The 17,412-nt window shown below is 55.9% G+C and carries 12 protein-coding genes; 10 read left to right on the top strand and 2 right to left on the bottom strand.

What is annotated here, in order from left to right:
* Positions 1-25: 25 nt before the first annotated feature.
* The 9 genes from ACFQPC_RS16750 (at position 26) to ACFQPC_RS16790 (ending at position 13,969) form a co-directional block, all read left to right on the top strand.
* On the top strand, positions 26-937 hold the full coding sequence (locus tag ACFQPC_RS16750; protein ID WP_382272992.1) for an ABC transporter permease: 912 nt from the start codon (positions 26-28) through the stop codon (positions 935-937).
* Positions 934-2,673, top strand: a complete 1,740-nt coding sequence (locus ACFQPC_RS16755; protein WP_382272993.1) for a dipeptide ABC transporter ATP-binding protein — start codon at positions 934-936, stop codon at positions 2,671-2,673. The genes ACFQPC_RS16750 and ACFQPC_RS16755 overlap by 4 nt, the downstream gene beginning before the upstream one ends.
* A complete protein-coding gene (locus tag ACFQPC_RS16760) occupies positions 2,642-4,807 on the top strand; it encodes a TonB-dependent receptor family protein (RefSeq protein ID WP_382272994.1) in 2,166 nt (721 codons plus the stop codon). The genes ACFQPC_RS16755 and ACFQPC_RS16760 overlap by 32 nt, the downstream gene beginning before the upstream one ends.
* 127 nt (positions 4,808-4,934) lie before the next feature.
* Entirely contained in the window at positions 4,935-7,124 is a 2,190-nt protein-coding gene (locus tag ACFQPC_RS16765) for a TonB-dependent receptor family protein (RefSeq protein ID WP_382272995.1), read from the top strand.
* A 212-nt stretch (positions 7,125-7,336) separates the two neighbouring features.
* Entirely contained in the window at positions 7,337-9,385 is a 2,049-nt protein-coding gene (locus tag ACFQPC_RS16770) for a TonB-dependent receptor family protein (RefSeq protein ID WP_382272996.1), read from the top strand.
* 33 nt (positions 9,386-9,418) lie between these two features.
* A complete protein-coding gene (locus ACFQPC_RS16775; RefSeq protein WP_382273294.1) occupies positions 9,419-11,176 on the top strand; it encodes an ABC transporter substrate-binding protein in 1,758 nt (585 codons plus the stop codon).
* Positions 11,173-12,105, top strand: a complete 933-nt coding sequence (locus ACFQPC_RS16780) for an ABC transporter permease (protein ID WP_382272997.1) — start codon at positions 11,173-11,175, stop codon at positions 12,103-12,105. The genes ACFQPC_RS16775 and ACFQPC_RS16780 overlap by 4 nt, the downstream gene beginning before the upstream one ends.
* A gap of 68 nt (positions 12,106-12,173) precedes the next feature.
* On the top strand, positions 12,174-13,463 hold the full coding sequence (locus ACFQPC_RS16785) for an acyl-CoA dehydrogenase family protein (protein WP_382272998.1): 1,290 nt from the start codon (positions 12,174-12,176) through the stop codon (positions 13,461-13,463).
* Complete coding sequence (locus ACFQPC_RS16790; protein WP_382272999.1) at positions 13,460-13,969, top strand: GNAT family N-acetyltransferase; 510 nt, start codon at positions 13,460-13,462, stop codon at positions 13,967-13,969. Before ACFQPC_RS16785 ends, ACFQPC_RS16790 begins: the two co-directional genes overlap by 4 nt.
* A gap of 1 nt (position 13,970) precedes the next feature.
* Here the strand turns inward: ACFQPC_RS16790 and glpK are convergent, their stop codons facing one another.
* Both glpK and ACFQPC_RS16800 read right to left on the bottom strand, forming a co-directional pair.
* Entirely contained in the window at positions 13,971-15,467 is a 1,497-nt protein-coding gene (glpK, locus tag ACFQPC_RS16795) for a glycerol kinase GlpK (RefSeq protein WP_382273000.1), read from the bottom strand.
* Between the two features lie 11 nt (positions 15,468-15,478).
* On the bottom strand, positions 15,479-16,369 hold the full coding sequence (locus ACFQPC_RS16800) for an SMP-30/gluconolactonase/LRE family protein (RefSeq protein WP_382273001.1): 891 nt from the start codon (positions 16,367-16,369) through the stop codon (positions 15,479-15,481).
* 68 nt (positions 16,370-16,437) lie between these two features.
* Between ACFQPC_RS16800 and ACFQPC_RS16805 the strand changes: the two genes are divergently transcribed.
* Positions 16,438-17,352 carry an NAD(P)-dependent oxidoreductase gene (locus ACFQPC_RS16805; RefSeq protein ID WP_382273002.1) on the top strand — a complete coding sequence of 305 codons (915 nt, stop codon included), beginning with the start codon at positions 16,438-16,440 and terminating at the stop codon, positions 17,350-17,352.
* The last annotated feature ends 60 nt before the right edge of the window (positions 17,353-17,412 follow it).

Below are 17,412 nucleotides of genomic sequence, written 5' to 3' on the forward strand. Positions count from 1 at the left end.
ATACAGTCATCGAGGTTTACCTGCAATGAGTACTGGATCAACCGTTCAACTGGAAGCGCCCGACTTCGGCGCGGCGCTCGAGCCATCGATTACGCGCAATGCAGGCTTTCCCCTGCGACTGGCGGATTGGCGCAAGCTGCGCCCGGGCCTGGTGCTGGCTGCGCTCTTTGTCCTGTTCCTGATCGTCGCGACGTTGCAACCATCCTTGCTGACATCAAACGATCCGCTTGCAGCGTCGGCACGCGAAGCCTTCCGCGCACCGAGTGCCGTGCATTGGCTGGGTACCGATGAAAACGGGCGTGATGTCTGGACCCGCCTGATCTATGGCGTGCAACCCTCGCTGTTAATGGGATTGGCGGCGACTGCGATTGGTTTGACTATCGGTATCGCGGTGGGTTTGTTTGCCGGCCTTGGTCATCGCATCATCGATAACTTCCTGATGCGCCTGATTGATGTCTTGCTGGCGTTTCCTGATCTCTTGCTGGCCCTGGTGATTATTACTTTTTGGGGGCAGGGCCTGGTGAATGCAGTAATCGCAGTCGGTGTTGCGAGCGTGCCGCGCTATGCCCGCATGGTGCGCGCACAAACACATATCGTGCGTAATGCACAGTATGTGGAAGCGGCCGTTACGCTTGGCTTGCGCCGTTCTACCGTGATATTCCGCCATGTCTTGCCGAATGCCATCAAGCCCATCCTGATTCTGGCAACCATCGGTATCGGTGGCAAGATCGCAGCCGGCGCCGCGCTTAGTTTCCTTGGGTTTGGCGCACCGCCACCGTCGCCGGAATGGGGCTCGATGCTATCGGTAGGACGCAACTTTTTATCGAACGCTTGGTGGCTGGTTGCGGCTCCCGGTGTTGCCGTTACCTTGACAGTGGTATCGATTACCGCCCTGGGACGCGAACTCTTGCTGCGTAGCGAAGGCAAGCGCGCATGACGATACAGGCAGATCAGGCGCGCCGTCCCCTGGTGGAAGTGGAAAACCTGCATGTCCGATTCGGCCATGACGGTCCCGCTGTGATCAAGGGTATTTCATTCGCCTTGCACCGTGGTGAATGCCTGGCGCTGGTGGGTGAATCCGGCTCCGGTAAAAGCGTGACATCACGCACACTGGTTGGCCTGACCGGACACCGCAGCAATTTGCAGGCGGATCGCCTGAGCTTTGACGGTGCCGATTTGCGTCGTTTTAATGAACGGACCTGGCGCGATATACGTGGCAGCCGTATAGGGTTCGTCATGCAGGATGCGCTTGGTTCGCTGGATCCTTTGCGCACCGTAGGTGCTGAAGTGGCCGAACCGCTCAAGTTGCACACGCGGTTGACGAAGCCGGAGCGCGAAGAAAACGTCATCGCCTTGCTGCGTTCGGTTGGCATACCAGAGCCTGAATCCCGTTTGTTGCAATACCCGCATCAGCTATCCGGCGGTTTGCGCCAACGCGCATTGATCGCATCGGCGATCGCATGCAATCCGGAGTTGCTGATCGCAGACGAACCGACTACTGCACTGGATGCTGCGGTACAGGCACAAGTGCTGGATTTGCTGGAATCACTGCGTACGCCCGATAAGGCGATGCTGGTTGTCAGTCACGATTTCGCGGTGGTATCGCGTCTGGCCGATCGCGTCGCGGTGATGTGGCATGGTGAAATTGTTGAGCAGGGACCTCTGGATGCCATCCTGCATGATCCGCAACATCCATATACCAAATCATTGTTGTTGGCTGTTTCATCAGTACAAAAGCGCGGCCCGGTGCGGCAAAAAATTGCCGTTACCGAAGATGGTCATCTTGCCACCTTGCCGAGCGAGTTGCCGCCGGGTGTGATCAACAACAATCCTATCGTGGTCGAAGTGAATAACCTGACCAAGGTCTTTTTCGGGCCGGACGGCTCGCGCCGTGTTGCTGTTTCCGAAGTGTCGTTTGCCTTGCGCAAGGGCGAGACGGTAGGCATCGTTGGTGAGTCAGGTTCGGGCAAGACGACGCTGACGCGCATGGTGCTGGGCCTGGAAACGCCGAATGTCGGCAATGTCCGTTTGCGTGACCAGGTATGGAGCGATCTCAGCGATGCGCAACAACGCGCAGAACGTAAACGCATACAGGTGGTATTCCAGGATCCGCTCGCTTCCTTCGATCCGCGCTACACAGTGGAGCGCGTGCTATTCGAGGCACTGGGTGTCGCCGGTTACACCGATACTGAAAAAACACGTGCACGTGCCATCGAGTTACTGCAATTGGTGCGGCTGGATCAAAGCTATTTGCAACGCCGTCCTATCGAATTATCCGGCGGCCAACGTCAACGCATCGCCATAGCGCGTGCCCTGGCACCTGAACCGGAAGTACTGATTTGCGATGAGCCGGTATCGGCGCTCGATGTATCCGTACAGGCGCAAATCCTCGATTTACTGATAGACCTGAAAGACCGCCTCGGTTTGTCCTGCCTGTTTATCTCGCACGACCTCGGCGTTATCTATCGCGTCAGTGACCGCATCCTGGTGATGAAGGACGGCATCGTCGTTGAGTCCGGTGGGGTACGTGAGGTCTTCGAAAATCCGCAACATATTTATACGCAAACGCTGCTAAGCGCCATCCCGCAACTGGGAATAAAAAAACGCATAGCTGAATCAATTGATATCGGGAGTGGGGAAAGTGAAAAAGAAGGCGAACTCGATGCGGCATGAAGCATCGCGCAATCATTCGATAGCGGCATCACGTGCCGCCTTGCTGCGATCCTTGAGTGTCGGCGCTGCCCTGTGCATATCCGGTGGCATAGCGGGCGCACAAGAAGCTGCACCGCAAGTCGAGGAAACGGTCGTTATCAAGGCCAAGGCTTTGAAGGAGTCCGAGAAGGCCAAAGCACGCCTGGACAAAGTTCCCGGAACCGCCAGTGTCGTCAATAATGCCGATGTTGAGCGCGGTCGTGCCGCCAATGCGGAAGATGTACTGGCTTACCAGCCCGGCGTATTCGCTGCGGCTACCAGCGGTACCGGCGCCAACAAAATTTCGATTCGGGGTTCGGGACTGAACACCTTTTATCAAGGGTATTCGCTAGGTATCAAGTATTTGTATGACGGCTTGCCGATTACCGGACCAGGCGGCACACAGGAAGACCTGTTAACGCTGGGGGGTGTTGACTACACCGAAATTCTCAATGGTGCGAATGCGTTTGCCTATTCTGCGCTGTCTTTGGGTGGTGCCATCAATTTTGTGACGCATACGGGGCGTTCCTCGCCGGGAAATTTTGTCAGCGTGGAAGCAGGTAGTTACGGCTATCGTAAATATCAGGTCAGCACCGGCGGGGTTTCCGCTTCGGGCGATACCGATTATTACTTTGCTTACATCCACAACCAGCGTGATGGCTTTCAACGGAATACGCCGAATACGGGTGAAGACTATATCTTCAATCTCGGACACAAATTCAATGACCGCCTGGAAACCCGTTTGGTGGTCCGCCATCGTGGCGAAGAGTTAATGAATGGCAGCACGTTGTCACTGGCTCAGATTGAAGCAGACCCGCGCCAGAACCGTCTTCTTTCCGGGCGCAGAAAACCGGGCACGACGCTGATTACCAGCAAAACGACTTACACGCTGGATGACCAATCCAAAGTCGAGTTCGGACTCGCATACAACGATTACCCGCTGGATAACGGATGGGCTTATACCACCACGCCACAAGACTGGAAATCGACTGACCTGACTACTTCATTGCGTTACTTGCGCACTGGCGATCGTCTGTTTGGCAAGCTCAGCAATTCCACTGTGAGTTTCAGCAGCACAAATTTAGTCAGGGGTGATGTCACAGGTTATAACCAGAACGTCGCAACCGGCGTACGCACTTTCAGTCAATACACCAAGTACAGCGGTTCGCGCGATACCGTGCTCGCGCTTGGTAATGACTTGCGGCTGAATGATCAAACCACTTTGTCCACCGGCCTTTCCTTTATCGAAGTAGACCGTGACGTTCGTATTGAAAATGCGATACGTGCCAATACCACCAGCAATCCTCAAAGTGTCAAATATATAGATCGCACGGTCGCGCCGAGAATCGGTTTGCGCTTTGAAGCCAGCCCGACCCTGCAATTCTTCGGCAATGTATCGCGCTCCGTCGACCCACCGGTCACCTGGCAAATCGGTAGTACGGGAAATCCATATTTGCGGCCATTGATGCCGCAAAAAGCCACTACTGCGGAAGTCGGCCTGCGTGCCAACTCTGATAATCACGAAGGCAGTCTTACTTTCTACCGTACATGGGTAAGCAATGAATTGCTGACGGTACAGATCGCGCCACCTACGGTTGGAAATCCGCTGGGTGACAACGTCAACATGAATGCCAGCAAAACCATCCATCAGGGTATAGAAGCAGGCCTGTCATCCAAGTTGTGGAAAAGCCGCGCCGGCGATCGTGTGAGCTATCGTCAGGCGTATACATGGAACGATTTCAATTACCGCAATGACCCGACCTTTGGCAAAAACGAACTGCCTAGTTTGCCGCGCCATGTATATCAGGGTGAGTTGTTGTTCCAGCAGGCGGGCGGCTTCTATGCCGGACTGAATGTGCGTGCGACCTCCAGCTATTACGCAGATTTTGCCAATACCTTGAAAGCGCCATCAGTCACGATCTGGGGCGCGAAATTCGGTTACGAAGAGCCGGGCAAGAAATGGAAGGCTTTCCTTGATTTCCGCAATCTGGGTGACAAGCGCTATGCGGTCGCCGCAAACACAGCTTATGACGCAAGAGCATTGACCACGCCCGCTTATAACTTCTATCCAGGCGATGGCTTTTCAATTTACAGCGGATTGTCTTACCGATTCTAAGTCCCGCAAAAATTATTTGGTGAGTGGTGTGGTTCCCCGGGCAATGCTTCATACAAGCGAGGCGGGTCGGACTGCCATACCCGGTTTTAACAACGGGTAGTAAATTTGATTATTGGGAGTAAGGAAAGTGAACAAGATAGTAGATAGAACGCCGCATCATGGGCGTTACGCCCGGCCAGCTGCACATCGTGCTTTGCGCGCCCTGAGCGCGAGTGCCGTGTTGTGCATGGCGAGCGGTGCAATCTATGCGCAAGAAGCTGCGCCGCAGGTGGAAGATACGGTCGTCGTCAAAGGCAAGGCCTTATCGGCCGACGCCAAGGCAAAACTCAAACTGAATGAAGTATCGGGAGCTACCAACTTTATCAGCAGTGAAGATGCGGAACGGCGCAGTGTACGTACCGCGCAGGATATCCTGGCTTATCAACCGGGCGTCTTTGCGCAAGCCGCTTCGGGCGGTGGTGACGGTATCAAGATTTCGATCCGCGGTTCTGCCATCAATCGTGGCGGCGGCAATTCCTTCCGCACCGGTACCTACTTTCTGTTCGACGGCCTGCCGGTCAGTGGCCCGGGCGGCACGCCATATGAACTGTTTGAACCATTGGGACTGGAGTACACCGAAGTATTGCGCGGTGCCAATGCATTCGATTACGGTGCCAATACCCTGGGTGGTGCGATCAACTATGTAACCAAGACAGGACGTAATGCCGATCCGTTTGCGGTGCATGTCGAGGGTGGCAGCTTCGGCTATCACAAGGTGCAACTGAGTGGCGGCAAAGTCATCGGGCCGCTGGATTACTACTTCAGCATCACCGAAGCATCGCGTGATGGTTACCAGGCGCAGTCGCGCAGCAGCAGCAATGGCATCGCTGCAAACATCGGTTATCAAATCAATCCCGATGTGCAGACACGCTTCTATTTGCGCTATCGCGAAACAAAAAATCAATCGCCGGGCAACCTGACGCGCGCGCAGATTGATGCCGATCCACGCCAGGCCAATCCTTTGGCAATTGCACAGAATGCCTTGCGTGACCAGCCTGGTTCGACCTGGCTGGCAAACAAAACCAGCATCAAGCTGGATGGCAGTTCGCAACTGGATTTAGGCTTGGTGTATCACAACTATCCGATCGATTCACGTCCAAGCAATGCGGTAGCGACGAACGCGACTATCCAGGATTGGGGCTTTGAAGACGTGTCCGCAAGCGCGCAGTATTCGCGCAGCGACACCTGGGGCGGCAAGGCCAGCAATAGCAAGATAGGTTTTGTCGTGACCAAGCATCTGGATGGATATCGCGATTCATATGCGGCACGTACTTCCGTTAACTACCCGGCAGGTTCGCTGGTGCATAAGGCGGAGTATGGTGGTTCCGACTTCGTTATCCATGCCAGTAACGACCTGGAGCTCGCGCCTTCGTTATGGGTGACGACCGGCCTGTCCGCCATCAATACCGAACGGGATACGGTCGTGACCTATCCGGTAACGAACCAGCCATACAGCACCTCGCGTTGGGACTTCGCGCCGCGCCTGGGCTTGCGCTATAACTTGACGCAAGACCTGCAGGTGTTCGGCAATATCGGTCGTTCGGTGGAGCCGGCAAACTCGTGGGCCTTCCTGACCGCCCCGCCGAACTTTGGCAGTCTGGGTGCAACCGGGCCTTTGGCCAGCTTTGCCGTACGTGGCTACGATTTGAAGAACCAGAAAGCTACTACCGCAGAAATCGGTGCGCGCGGTGCTGTCAACGGCGGCCAGTGGAGTGTGGCGCTGTATCGCTCTGAACTTAAAAATGAATTGCAGACGGTAGAAACATTCCCGGGCTCCAACGTCACGCTGGAATCCAACGCAAGTCCTACCGTGCATCAAGGTATCGAAGCCGGTGCCGATCTCCCGCTATGGCAAGCGGGTGGCCAGAAGTTGTCCCTGCGTCAGGCCTATACCTATAGTGATTTCTACTTCCGTCGTGATCCGCTATTTGGCAGCAACCAGTTGCCTGCGATTCCGCCACATTACTACCAGGCTGAATTGCTCTACGTTCATCCAAGCGGCTTCTATGCGGGTGTCAACGCGCAGGCGGCATCCAAAACCAAAGTGGATTACGCCAATACCTTCGCTGTAAAAGGCTACACCGTGTTTGGTGCCTCGGCCGGTTACGTTCATCCGACCGATGGCTGGAAGGTCTTCCTCGATCTGCGCAATCTGGGTGACAAGCGTTACGCCGCCAGTGTCAGTCCGACCTTCAATGCCAAAGGTCTGGATACCGCGAGCTCGGTACCGGGTGATGGCTTTGGTGCGGTTGCCGGGATTACTTATGCGTTCAAGTAACAGGGTAGTTAATTCATTCATATAAAAAACAAATCGCCGGCTCATCCTTGAAAGATAGTGCCGGCACCTTGCCCAGGCTTTTGCCGGGCATTATTTAAGGGGTTATTTTGAAATCAGCACTTCCTCCATCACAGGCAACATCCCGTTTCGTGGCTTCGGTTTTTCCGCGCGCGCATCGTTCCAGACTGCTACATGCTAGCGTCGTATTTTGCATGGCCAGTGGCATCGCATATGCGCAAGAAGCAACGACGCAAGTTGAAGATACCGTCGTCATCAAGGGTAAGGCGCTCTCCACCACAGAGAAAGCCAAAGTACGGCTTGAGAATGTGACCGGTAACGTCAGCGTAGTAAAAAATGCTGATGTGGAAAAAGGCCGCTCATCAACACTGGAGGATGTGCTGGCCTTCGAGCCGGGCGTCTTCGCACAGTCGACTGGCGGTAACGATGCCGTCAAGATTTCTATCCGCGGTTCAGGTATTGCCACCGCCGGTGGCGTATTCCGCGAAGGCACCTCATTCCTGTTTGACGGGCTGGCACTGACCGGTTCGGGTGGTACGCCATACGAACTGCTGGAAATGTCGGGTATCGATTACACCGAAGTGCTGCGTGGTGCGAATGCTTTCCAATATGGCGCTTTGGCGCTGGGTGGCGCACTTAATCTGGTGACACATAGCGGCCGTACTTCTCCTGGTGTGTTTGGCCGGTTTGAAGCAGGCAGCTTTGGTTGGCGCAAACAGCAGTTAAGCGTGGGCGGTGTCTCGGAATCGGGAGATAACGATTACTACGTCAGCGTCACTAATTCGGAGCGACGTGGTTATCAAAAATGGACCAACGTCGAGGCAAAAGGCATCGTCGGTAATTTTGGTTTCCGCCTGACGCCGCAGTTGGAGACACGCCTCTATCTGCGTTACCGCGAGGAATATCATCAGAATCCCGCATTGCTCACGATTGCCCAGATGAAGGCAGACAGCAGCCAGACCACGCCCGCTACGGTGAGTGGACGCAACGATGGCACCAAGCCTGGTTCGACTTTCATCGGCAGCAAAACGACTTATACGATAGATGATATTTCCAAACTTGAGTTTGGTTTGGTCTATCACGATTATCCGCAGATTCTCAATATCAATAGCGCGGCGACACCGAATTTTTGGACCTGGCGCGATATCAATGCATCGCTGCGTTACCTGCGTAGTGAGCAATTATTCGGACTGCAAAGTGAAACCGCGGTCAGCTTTACCCGCACCCAGGCCATTAATTCCAGTGTAAAAACATATAACGGAACTACCAGGGCGCTGAAAAAATATGCAACGTATGACAGTTCTTCCGACACCGTCCTGGCCGTCGGGAACGAACTGCAACTCAATCCACGTACCTGGTTGTCGACCGGCCTGTCGCTGGTGGATGTGCGTCGTGATGTCCGCACGCTGTATGCCGATATTCCGGTTGGAAACGCGGCAACCACATACAACCATCTGGATCTCGCCCCGCGTCTGGGTTTGCGCTATGAACTGGCACCGAAAGTGGTGGCCTTCGCCAATGTCAGCCGTTCGATTGACCCGCCTGTTACCTGGGGCTTTACCGGTTCCGGGACTACCAGTACGCAAATCGGTGTGAAGAATTTGACCGAACAAAAGGCGAACACAGTCGAAATCGGCGTACGTGGCAGCAATGACACCTTCAGTGGCAGTGTGGCGCTGTATCGCTCCGAGGTACGCAATGAATTGTTGACGGCGCAAATTCCCGGCGGACTGCCGACCGATACCGAAAAACGCAACGCTACGCCGACGGTACATCAAGGCCTGGAAGCCGGCCTGGATGCGCGCGTGTGGAAAGGCAAGGGCGGCGATAACGTCGTCTTGCGCCAGGCATATACCTATAACGATTTCCACTACAAGAACGATCCGGTCTACGGTGCCAACGAATTGCCCGGCCTGCCCAAGCATGTTTACACGGCAGAACTGCAGTACCAGCATCCAAGTGGTTTTTACGCCGGCGTTAATGCACGTTACTCGTCGAAAACCTGGATCGATTACGCCAACTCGCTGGCCGCTCCGAATTACACGATCTTTGGTGCCAAGTTTGGCTATGAACAACCGGGTGGCAAATGGAGCCTCTTCCTCGACCTGCGTAACCTGACCGACAAAGCGTATGCATCCGCGATCAGCCCGCAGTACAACTTGCGCGGCCTGGATAACACCGGTGCCATTTATGTGGGTGATGGCTTCGGCGCGTTTGCCGGTGCGACTTACCGTTTTAATTGATCTTTAAGTGAAATAGATGAAGGGCTGGTGAATATGATACGGATTGCCAAAGGCGATGAATCGATATCTTTGCTGAATGCGCTGTTACGTATCAGCTTGTTGGCGGGCGCCTGCATATTGGGCGCCTGCTCATCAGGTGACAGTGAAACAAAAGCGGGTCCGGGCAAGACGGATCCGGCAAGCAGTGCCGTCGTGCGCGATGGTTTGCTCAGCTATGCACCTGAAGATTATTACCAGAAGGGTGAAGGGAAACCCGGCGGCACGCTGCGCGCTACGGTGGCTTCCGATACCGCGACTTTGGATGTACACGCCATCTCGCACGGTAACGTGCAGTGGCTGGGACGCATCCTGTACGACGGCCTGGTCTATCAGGATGAACAAGGGAATATTTCTCCGTGGCTGGCCAAGTCATGGGAAATCTCGCCGGATGGAAAAACCTATACTTTCCATTTGCGTGATGACGTCACCTTCAGCGATGGCGTTCGTTTCAATGCGGAAGCGGTGCAAGTGAATCTGGAGCATATGCGTGCACCAGCGACCAAATCGCCATTGGCCGCTGCGTATATCCGGCCTTACCTGCGCGGCCGCATCGTCGATGAATATACTTTCGAGGCTACGCTGAGCGAACCGTACTCGCCTTTCCTCGACGTGCTGGCGCAATCCTGGCTGAGCATGATTTCACCGAAGCAGATCAGGGAAAATCCCAAGTCGATTGCAGAGCATCCGATCGGTTCCGGCCCCTTCGTACTGGAAAGCTATGTGCGGGCGCAAGGTGCGAATTTCGTCAAACGTGCCGATTACAACTGGGCACCGCCGGTGGTCCGGCATAAGGGCGCGGCCTACCTGGATCGGATTGAACTGACTTTCGTACCGGAAGCGATGATACGTTACTCGTCGCTACAGAGCGGGCAATCCGATTTCACACTGGATGCGCCAGCGCAGAATGCGCAAGCTATACGTGCCGATCCGGCCTTGCGCTTCCATAGCCGGGTACGCAAGGGCAATCCTTTCCGCAGCCTGACCCTGAATGTGGAAAAAGCCCCTTTCAATGATGTGCAGATACGCAAGGCTCTGGCCCTGGCAATTGATAGGGAGGGTGTTGCGTGGATTACCGGCTTTGGTGAGTACGAGCCGAAAAGTGATTTCCTCGCGGCGAATAGCCGTTACTACGATCCTTCTTTCAAGAATGCGCTGACGTATAACGTGGCGGAAGCCAATCGCCTGTTCGACCAGGCTGGCTGGACTACAAGGGATGACAAGGGCTACCGGACCAAGGACGGCAAGCGTTTGTCGGCGACGGTGCTGATTACCGAAAACCCGGCTTTCCCGAATAGTGTTGCGGTCGCGATCCAGGCCGATGCACGCAAGGTCGGCTTTGAGTTGAATATAGAACTCCTACCGTTGGCAGTGATCACCGATCGCCGCTATGCCGGCGATTATCAGGCGCTGGGCGGCGGCTACTGGCATACGAATACACCGGATGGTTTGTACATCCTGTATCACAGCAATTCGATAGCCAGCGAAAAGTTGATCGGGCAAAACAGCTCACGCCTGCGTGATCCGGAGCTGGACGACGTTTTGGAACGCGCACGTAAATCGAATGATCCGGTAGAACTGAAAGCCTTGTATAGCCAGGCGCAACGCCGCTTGACCGAACTGGTGCCGGCCATTCCTTCTTACGAAAGCATCCATATGATTGCCTATCGCAGCTATGTGAAGGGCGTAGTGTTTGATACCTCGCATAACACACCATTATTCATCGGTGTCTGGCTCGATAAGGGGGCGTCATGATTTCGCTGAAACGCATCCTGTGGCGCTTGCTGGCCGGCCTGGGTGTGTTGTGGGGTGCGGCGACGCTGACCTTTATCGCCATCAATATCACCGCCGGCGATACTGCTTTGGCGATTGTCGGCGGGCCGGATGCGATGCCAACGGCGGAAGTATTGGCGCAAGTACGCAAGGAGTACGGGCTGGATGATCCGCTGCTGACGCAATACGGCAACTACATCGCGCGGTTGGCGAAAGGCGATCTCGGTGAATCCTATCGTTTGCGCATACCGGTGTTGAAAGCAGTCACGCAGCAATTGGGTGCGACGGTGCAACTGGCACTGAGCGCGGGTGTATTGTCGATTGTGTTATCGGTTGTCATCGCACTGCTGACGGCACGGCGCGCGCCGTGGATACGCTCGATAGTTTCCGGCGCGGAGCTGACGATCACTTCGGCACCTTCGTTTGTTATCGGCATCCTCTTGCTATTGCTGTTTTCGTTTTACTTCCATTGGTTTCCCGCTTCAGGCTCGCAAGGTTGGCGTGCGCTGGTATTGCCGACGATTGCGTTGGCGTTGCCGGTGGCCGGCGTGTTGACGCAAGTGTTACGGCAGGCGCTGGAAGATGTACTGGAACAACCTTTCATCCTGACTGCGCGTGCGCGTGGCATGTCGGATGCCGGAGTACGCCTGCGGCATGCCTTGCGTCATGCACTGGTGCCACTGGTGACCTTGTCGGGCTTTGTATTTGCCAGCCTGCTCGGTGGTGCGGTGGTGGTCGAGATGCTATTCGCACGGCAAGGTGTCGGTCGCCTGATGCTAGACGCGGCGAATACGAAGGATGTTCCCATCGTACTCGGCATCACCTTGCTGGCGGCGTTCATTTACGTGATCGTCAATATCGTGGTCGACATTCTCTATGGCCTGATCGATCCACGGGTGCGGGCGACATAAGAGACGGATGATTTTTTGCTGTGCCGGATGTGCACAGGCTACCCATTTTTTGAACTGATATAAATACCATGACTAATACCGCCACCATCCATCACCTGGATACCAAGCCTGCCGCAGTCGCCCCTACTTATGAAGAACTGGCAGCACGTTTCCGCCCTATCTTTGCACGCATCGCAGAAGATGCGGTACGACGTGAACAGGAACGCGAATTGCCGTATGAAGCGGTTCGTTGCTTGCGTGAAGCCGGCTTTGGCCGTGTCCGTATCCCATTGAAATACGGTGGCTTCGGTGCGACGATTTCACAGTTCTTCCGTTTGCTGGTCGAGCTGGCCGAAGCGGATTCGAATGTCTCGCATTTATTGCGCGGGCATTTTGCTTTCCTCGAAAGCCGCATCAACCACACTGATGAATCAGTACGTGAATTCTGGTTCCCGAAGATCGTCGAAGGTGCGCTGATCGGCTATGCGATGGCGGAGTTGACGGCTGTGACCGGCACCAGCGCGACGATTGCGCAACAGGACGGCAAGTGGTTCCTGAACGGCAAGAAATATTACAGCACGGGTACGATCTACGCGGACTGGATAGTCGCGTCGGTAGTCGACGGTGAAGAGCGTGTCAGCGTTGCTTTGCCGGCCACGGCGCCGGGTGTTACGCGCATCGATGACTGGGATGGTTTTGGCCAGCGCATGACGGGAAGTGGTACGACGGTTTTTGAACAGGTCGAGATTCAGCCTGAGCATATCAACCGTCGCCTTACCGGCAAGGATAGCTACGCGCAGTCATATCAAAAAGCATTCCTGCAACTGATTTTGCTGGCTTCGATTGCCGGTGTCGGCCGCGCGGTCAAACGTGACGGTATCGCCTTTGTCCAGCGTAAAACGCGTGCCTTCGGTGTGCTCGGTGAATCCAGTCCACGCCACGATCCGCTGGTGCAGCGTGTGGTGGGACGCCTTGCCAGTTTGTCGTTCGCGGCGGATACCATCGTCGAAGGAATTGCACGGACACTGGATGAAGTACACCAGGCACGCCTGGCGGATACTGCGGATGAAGCGCTGTATGTGGATACCGAAATCAAGGCTTTCCAGGCACAGCAAATCGTCATTGACCTGGTATTGCAAGCCAGTACCTTGTTGTTTGAAGTCGGCGGTGCATCGGCCACCAGCGAGTCGCGTCGCCTCGATCGCCACTGGCGCAATGCACGGACTGCCGCTTCGCATAATCCGGCGATCTTCCGTGAACGCGCGATCGGCGATTATTACCTGAATGGCACGGTGCCGGATGCGGCGTGGCTTGCCGCGGAAAAGGAACAGCAGGAAGCGCGGGAGCAAGCCCAGGAAACATCCAGGGCAGGGCAATGATACGCAAGGCGACGGTAGCCGATGCGGAGGCTATAGCGACGATTCATGTCCGCACATGGCAAACCGCGTATGCTGAAATTTTCCCGGCCGAGTTTCTCGCCAATCTGTCGGTGGAAAGGCGCGTAGCTGCATGGCGTGAGCAACTGGCCAATCATCCCGGCCTTACCTTTATCGCGGAAGAAAGCGGACTGGTGACCGGCTGGGTGTCCGGAGGTTTGAGCATAGATGCCGATGCGCTAGGTGCATCCGAGGTGCAGGCTATCTATGTCTTGCCCGAGTATTGGGATAAAGGCGTGGGTGCGCAGTTGATGCAGGCGATAGAGCAAGCCCTGCCACCGTCACATACGACGACACTGTGGGTCTTGCGCGATAACCAGCGAGCGCTACGCTTTTATGAAAAGCTGGGTTATAAGGCGGATGGTGCGGAAGAAGAGCTGGAGCGCGGCGGCGTCAAACGCTGGAAGATACGTTTGCGCAAAGACGCAACTGATTCCACTATCGCCTGATTCAGTTTTCCCACGCTTGCGCACGTTCTACTGCACGGTGCCAGGTATGCAGGCGCTGCTCGCGTTCATCGGACGACATCGCGGGTTCAAAGCGTTTATCCATTTTCCATTGTGCAGCAATTTCGTCGGTTGAGTCCCAGAAGGAAACCGCAAGTCCGGCCAGGTAAGCCGCGCCGAGCGCCGTGGTTTCCGTCACCACCGGGCGGATGACGGGGACGTTCAATATGTCGGCCTGGAATTGCATCAGCAAATCATTGCGTGAAGCACCACCATCCACGCGCAATTCCTGCAACGATAATTGCGCATCCTTTTGCATCGCGTCCAGCAGGTCCACGCTTTGATAAGCGATGCTTTCCAGCGCGGCGCGTGCGATATGTGCTTTGTTGCTGCCACGTGTCATGCCGAGGATGGTGCCGCGTGCATAGGAATCCCAATACGGCGCGCCGAGACCACTGAAGGCCGGCACGAATACCACGCCGCCATTGTCCGGTACGCTGGTGGCGAGCGCTTCGACATCGGCCGAGCGTTCGATAATGCCGAGACCGTCGCGCAGCCATTGCACGATGGCGCCACCCATGAAGACGCCACCTTCCAGCATGTAATTGGTGTGCGCAGCTTTTCCTTCACCCAGTGCCCAGCCTATGGTGGTGAGCAAATGATTGCGTGAATGTATCGCTTGCGTGCCGGTATTGAGCAGCATGAAGCAACCGGTGCCGTAAGTGTTTTTTGCCATGCCGGGTTTGTGGCAAGCCTGGCCAAAGGTCGCCGCCTGCTGGTCGCCCGCAATGCCGGCAATCGCTATTGGCGCACCAAATAATTCCGTATGTGTATGGCTGACGACACCGCTGCTGGCGACGACTTCGGGCAGTAGCGATGGCGGGATATCGAATATCGCCAGCAGTTCTTCATCCCATTGCAAAGTATGGATGTTGAACAGCAAGGTACGCGAAGCATTGCTGCTATCGGTCAGGTGCGCACCGGACAGTTTGTAAATCAGCCAGCTATCTATCGTGCCGAACGCGAGTTCACCCCGCTCCGCCCGGGCGCGGGCATCGGGAATGTGATCCAGCAGCCATTTCACTTTGGTACCGGAGAAGTAAGAGTCCAGTACCAGGCCGGTCTTTTGCTGGAATAAATCGGCCTTGCCCTCGGCGCGTAACTGATCGCAGTAAGCGGCGGTACGGCGATCCTGCCACACGATGGCATTGGCTATCGGTACACCGGTTTTGCGATCCCAGATCACCGTGGTTTCGCGCTGATTGGTGATGCCGATGGCGGCAATATCGCTAGCGCTGAGCTTATGTTCTTTCAATACTTGCTGCGCGACGGCAAGCTGGCTAGTCCAGATGGCGTTTGCATCGTGCTCTATCCAGCCCGGTTCGGGGAAAATCTGCGGATACTCTTGTTGCGCCAGGCCATGGATCTGGCCTTCGTGATTGAACAGGATGGCGCGCGAACTGGTCGTCCCCTGGTCGATTGCGAGTATGAATTGGCTCATCGTAGGCAGGCTTAGGCGAGATAAAAATGTTCAGGCAAGCCGGGGACGTCGACGCGCAAGCTGAGTACGCAACCGGATAATGGATATTGTTCCAGCTCGGCGGCCGGGCGGTTCTTGCTGACGCTGGTGATGTAGAGCGTGCGCAAGTCGTCGCCGCCAAAAGCCATCATGGTCGGGCAGCGCACCGGCAATGCAAGCTCGGACAGGATGTCACCGGCCGGTGACAGGCGCAGGATGCGTCCGCCTTCATACATCGCACACCAGTAGTTGCCTGCGCTATCCACTGCCGCACCGTCCGGGCGACCGCCGTAATTATTTTGTTTGTCGGTGGAGAATTGCTTCAATACGCGACCTGAACCCAGCGTAGCACTGCCAATATCGAACTCATAGGCGAAGATGCGATGTGTGGTGGTATCGGCGTGGTACATGGTTTGGTTGTCAGGGCTGAAGGCAACGCCGTTGGAAACGGTGGCGCGCTTGCCGCTATCGCGTATTTCGCCGTGTTCTATACAGTACAGCGCCGCATTCGCATGATCGCGCGGTTCGTAAATCGAACCGGTCCACAGGCGTCCGGCGGCATCGCTGCGACCATCGTTGAAGCGCGTGGTGGCCGGGTCATAGGGCGCATCGGCAACCTGCGTCAGCTGGCCGCTGGTGGTGTCCAGCAAGGCCAGGCCGGAACGCAACGCCACCAGCAGGCCGCCGCCGGTATTGAGCGCGATGCAACCGGGCTCGGACGGCATATCCCATTGCTGGTGCACGTCATTGGCCGGGATGAAGCGATGCACGGCGCGACCATCGATATCTATCCAGTACAGGGCTGCTTCTTCCGGATGCCACAACGGACATTCGCCTAATTGCATACGGAGAGGCAGGATAGCCTGAATATTTTGCATCGACATGGCAGTTGCTTTTTGTGGGGTGAATGCGCCATTATGCAGTGAAAATCTTGTGTATAAAGGAGTTTGAATTGAATCAGTCCGTATCCAAACCTGTCATCGCTTTCCTCGGCATAGGCCTGATGGGCAAACCGATGGCGAGCCGGCTGCTGCAGGCAGGCTATGCAGTCACCGCGTGGAACCGCACCCGCAGCAAGGCCGATGAGCTGGCGCCGCTCGGTGCCGGCGTGGCAGAACAGGTCGCGGATGCAGTAGCGGCAGCGGATATCGTTATTACGATGCTGGAAGCCGGCCCTATCGTGGCGCAGGTAATAGCTGCGGCGCTGCCGGGTTTGAAGCGCGGTGCACTCGTCATCGATATGAGTTCGACCCGTCAATCCGAAGCGCAGGAAGTACATGCCAAACTGGCGGCGCAAGGCGTGCGCTTTATCGATGCGCCGGTCTCGGGCGGGGTGGTCGGTGCCGAAGCGGGTTCACTGGCGATCATGGCAGGTGGTAGTGCGCAGGATTTCGCTGATGCGGAAGCGGTGTTGACCGTAATGGGGCGGCCGACACTGGTTGGTCCGGCCGGCTGTGGCCAGATCGCCAAGCTGTGTAACCAGCTGATCGTCGGCGGTACGCTGAATATTGTGGCGGAAGCATTATTGCTGGCACAGGCCGGTGGCGCTGATCCGACTGCGGTACGCGCCGCTATCCGTGGCGGCTTTGCCGAAAGCCGTATCCTCGAAGTGCATGGACAACGCATGCTGGACCGTAACTTCATGCCGGGTGGTCAGGTCAAGAGCCAGTTCAAGGACCTGGAAAACGTATTGATTGCCGCGAACAATGCGGGGCTGCGTTTACCGGTGACTGAACTGGTGACAGAAAACTATCATCAGGTATTGCAGGACGCGCCACAGGCGGATCAGTCTGCCGTGTTGCTGGCGCTGGAAGCCGGCAATCCCGGCCTGCGCCTGGGACAACAGGCAGATCAGTTGCCGGGATAAATTCAATCTGCCAGCCTGGCTAACATTTGTGAACATTTATCGGTTTGCCCGGTCTACCGG

It is taken from the genome of Herminiimonas glaciei (genome assembly GCF_042664955.1).
GTDB lineage: Bacteria > Pseudomonadota > Gammaproteobacteria > Burkholderiales > Burkholderiaceae_D > Oxalicibacterium > Oxalicibacterium glaciei.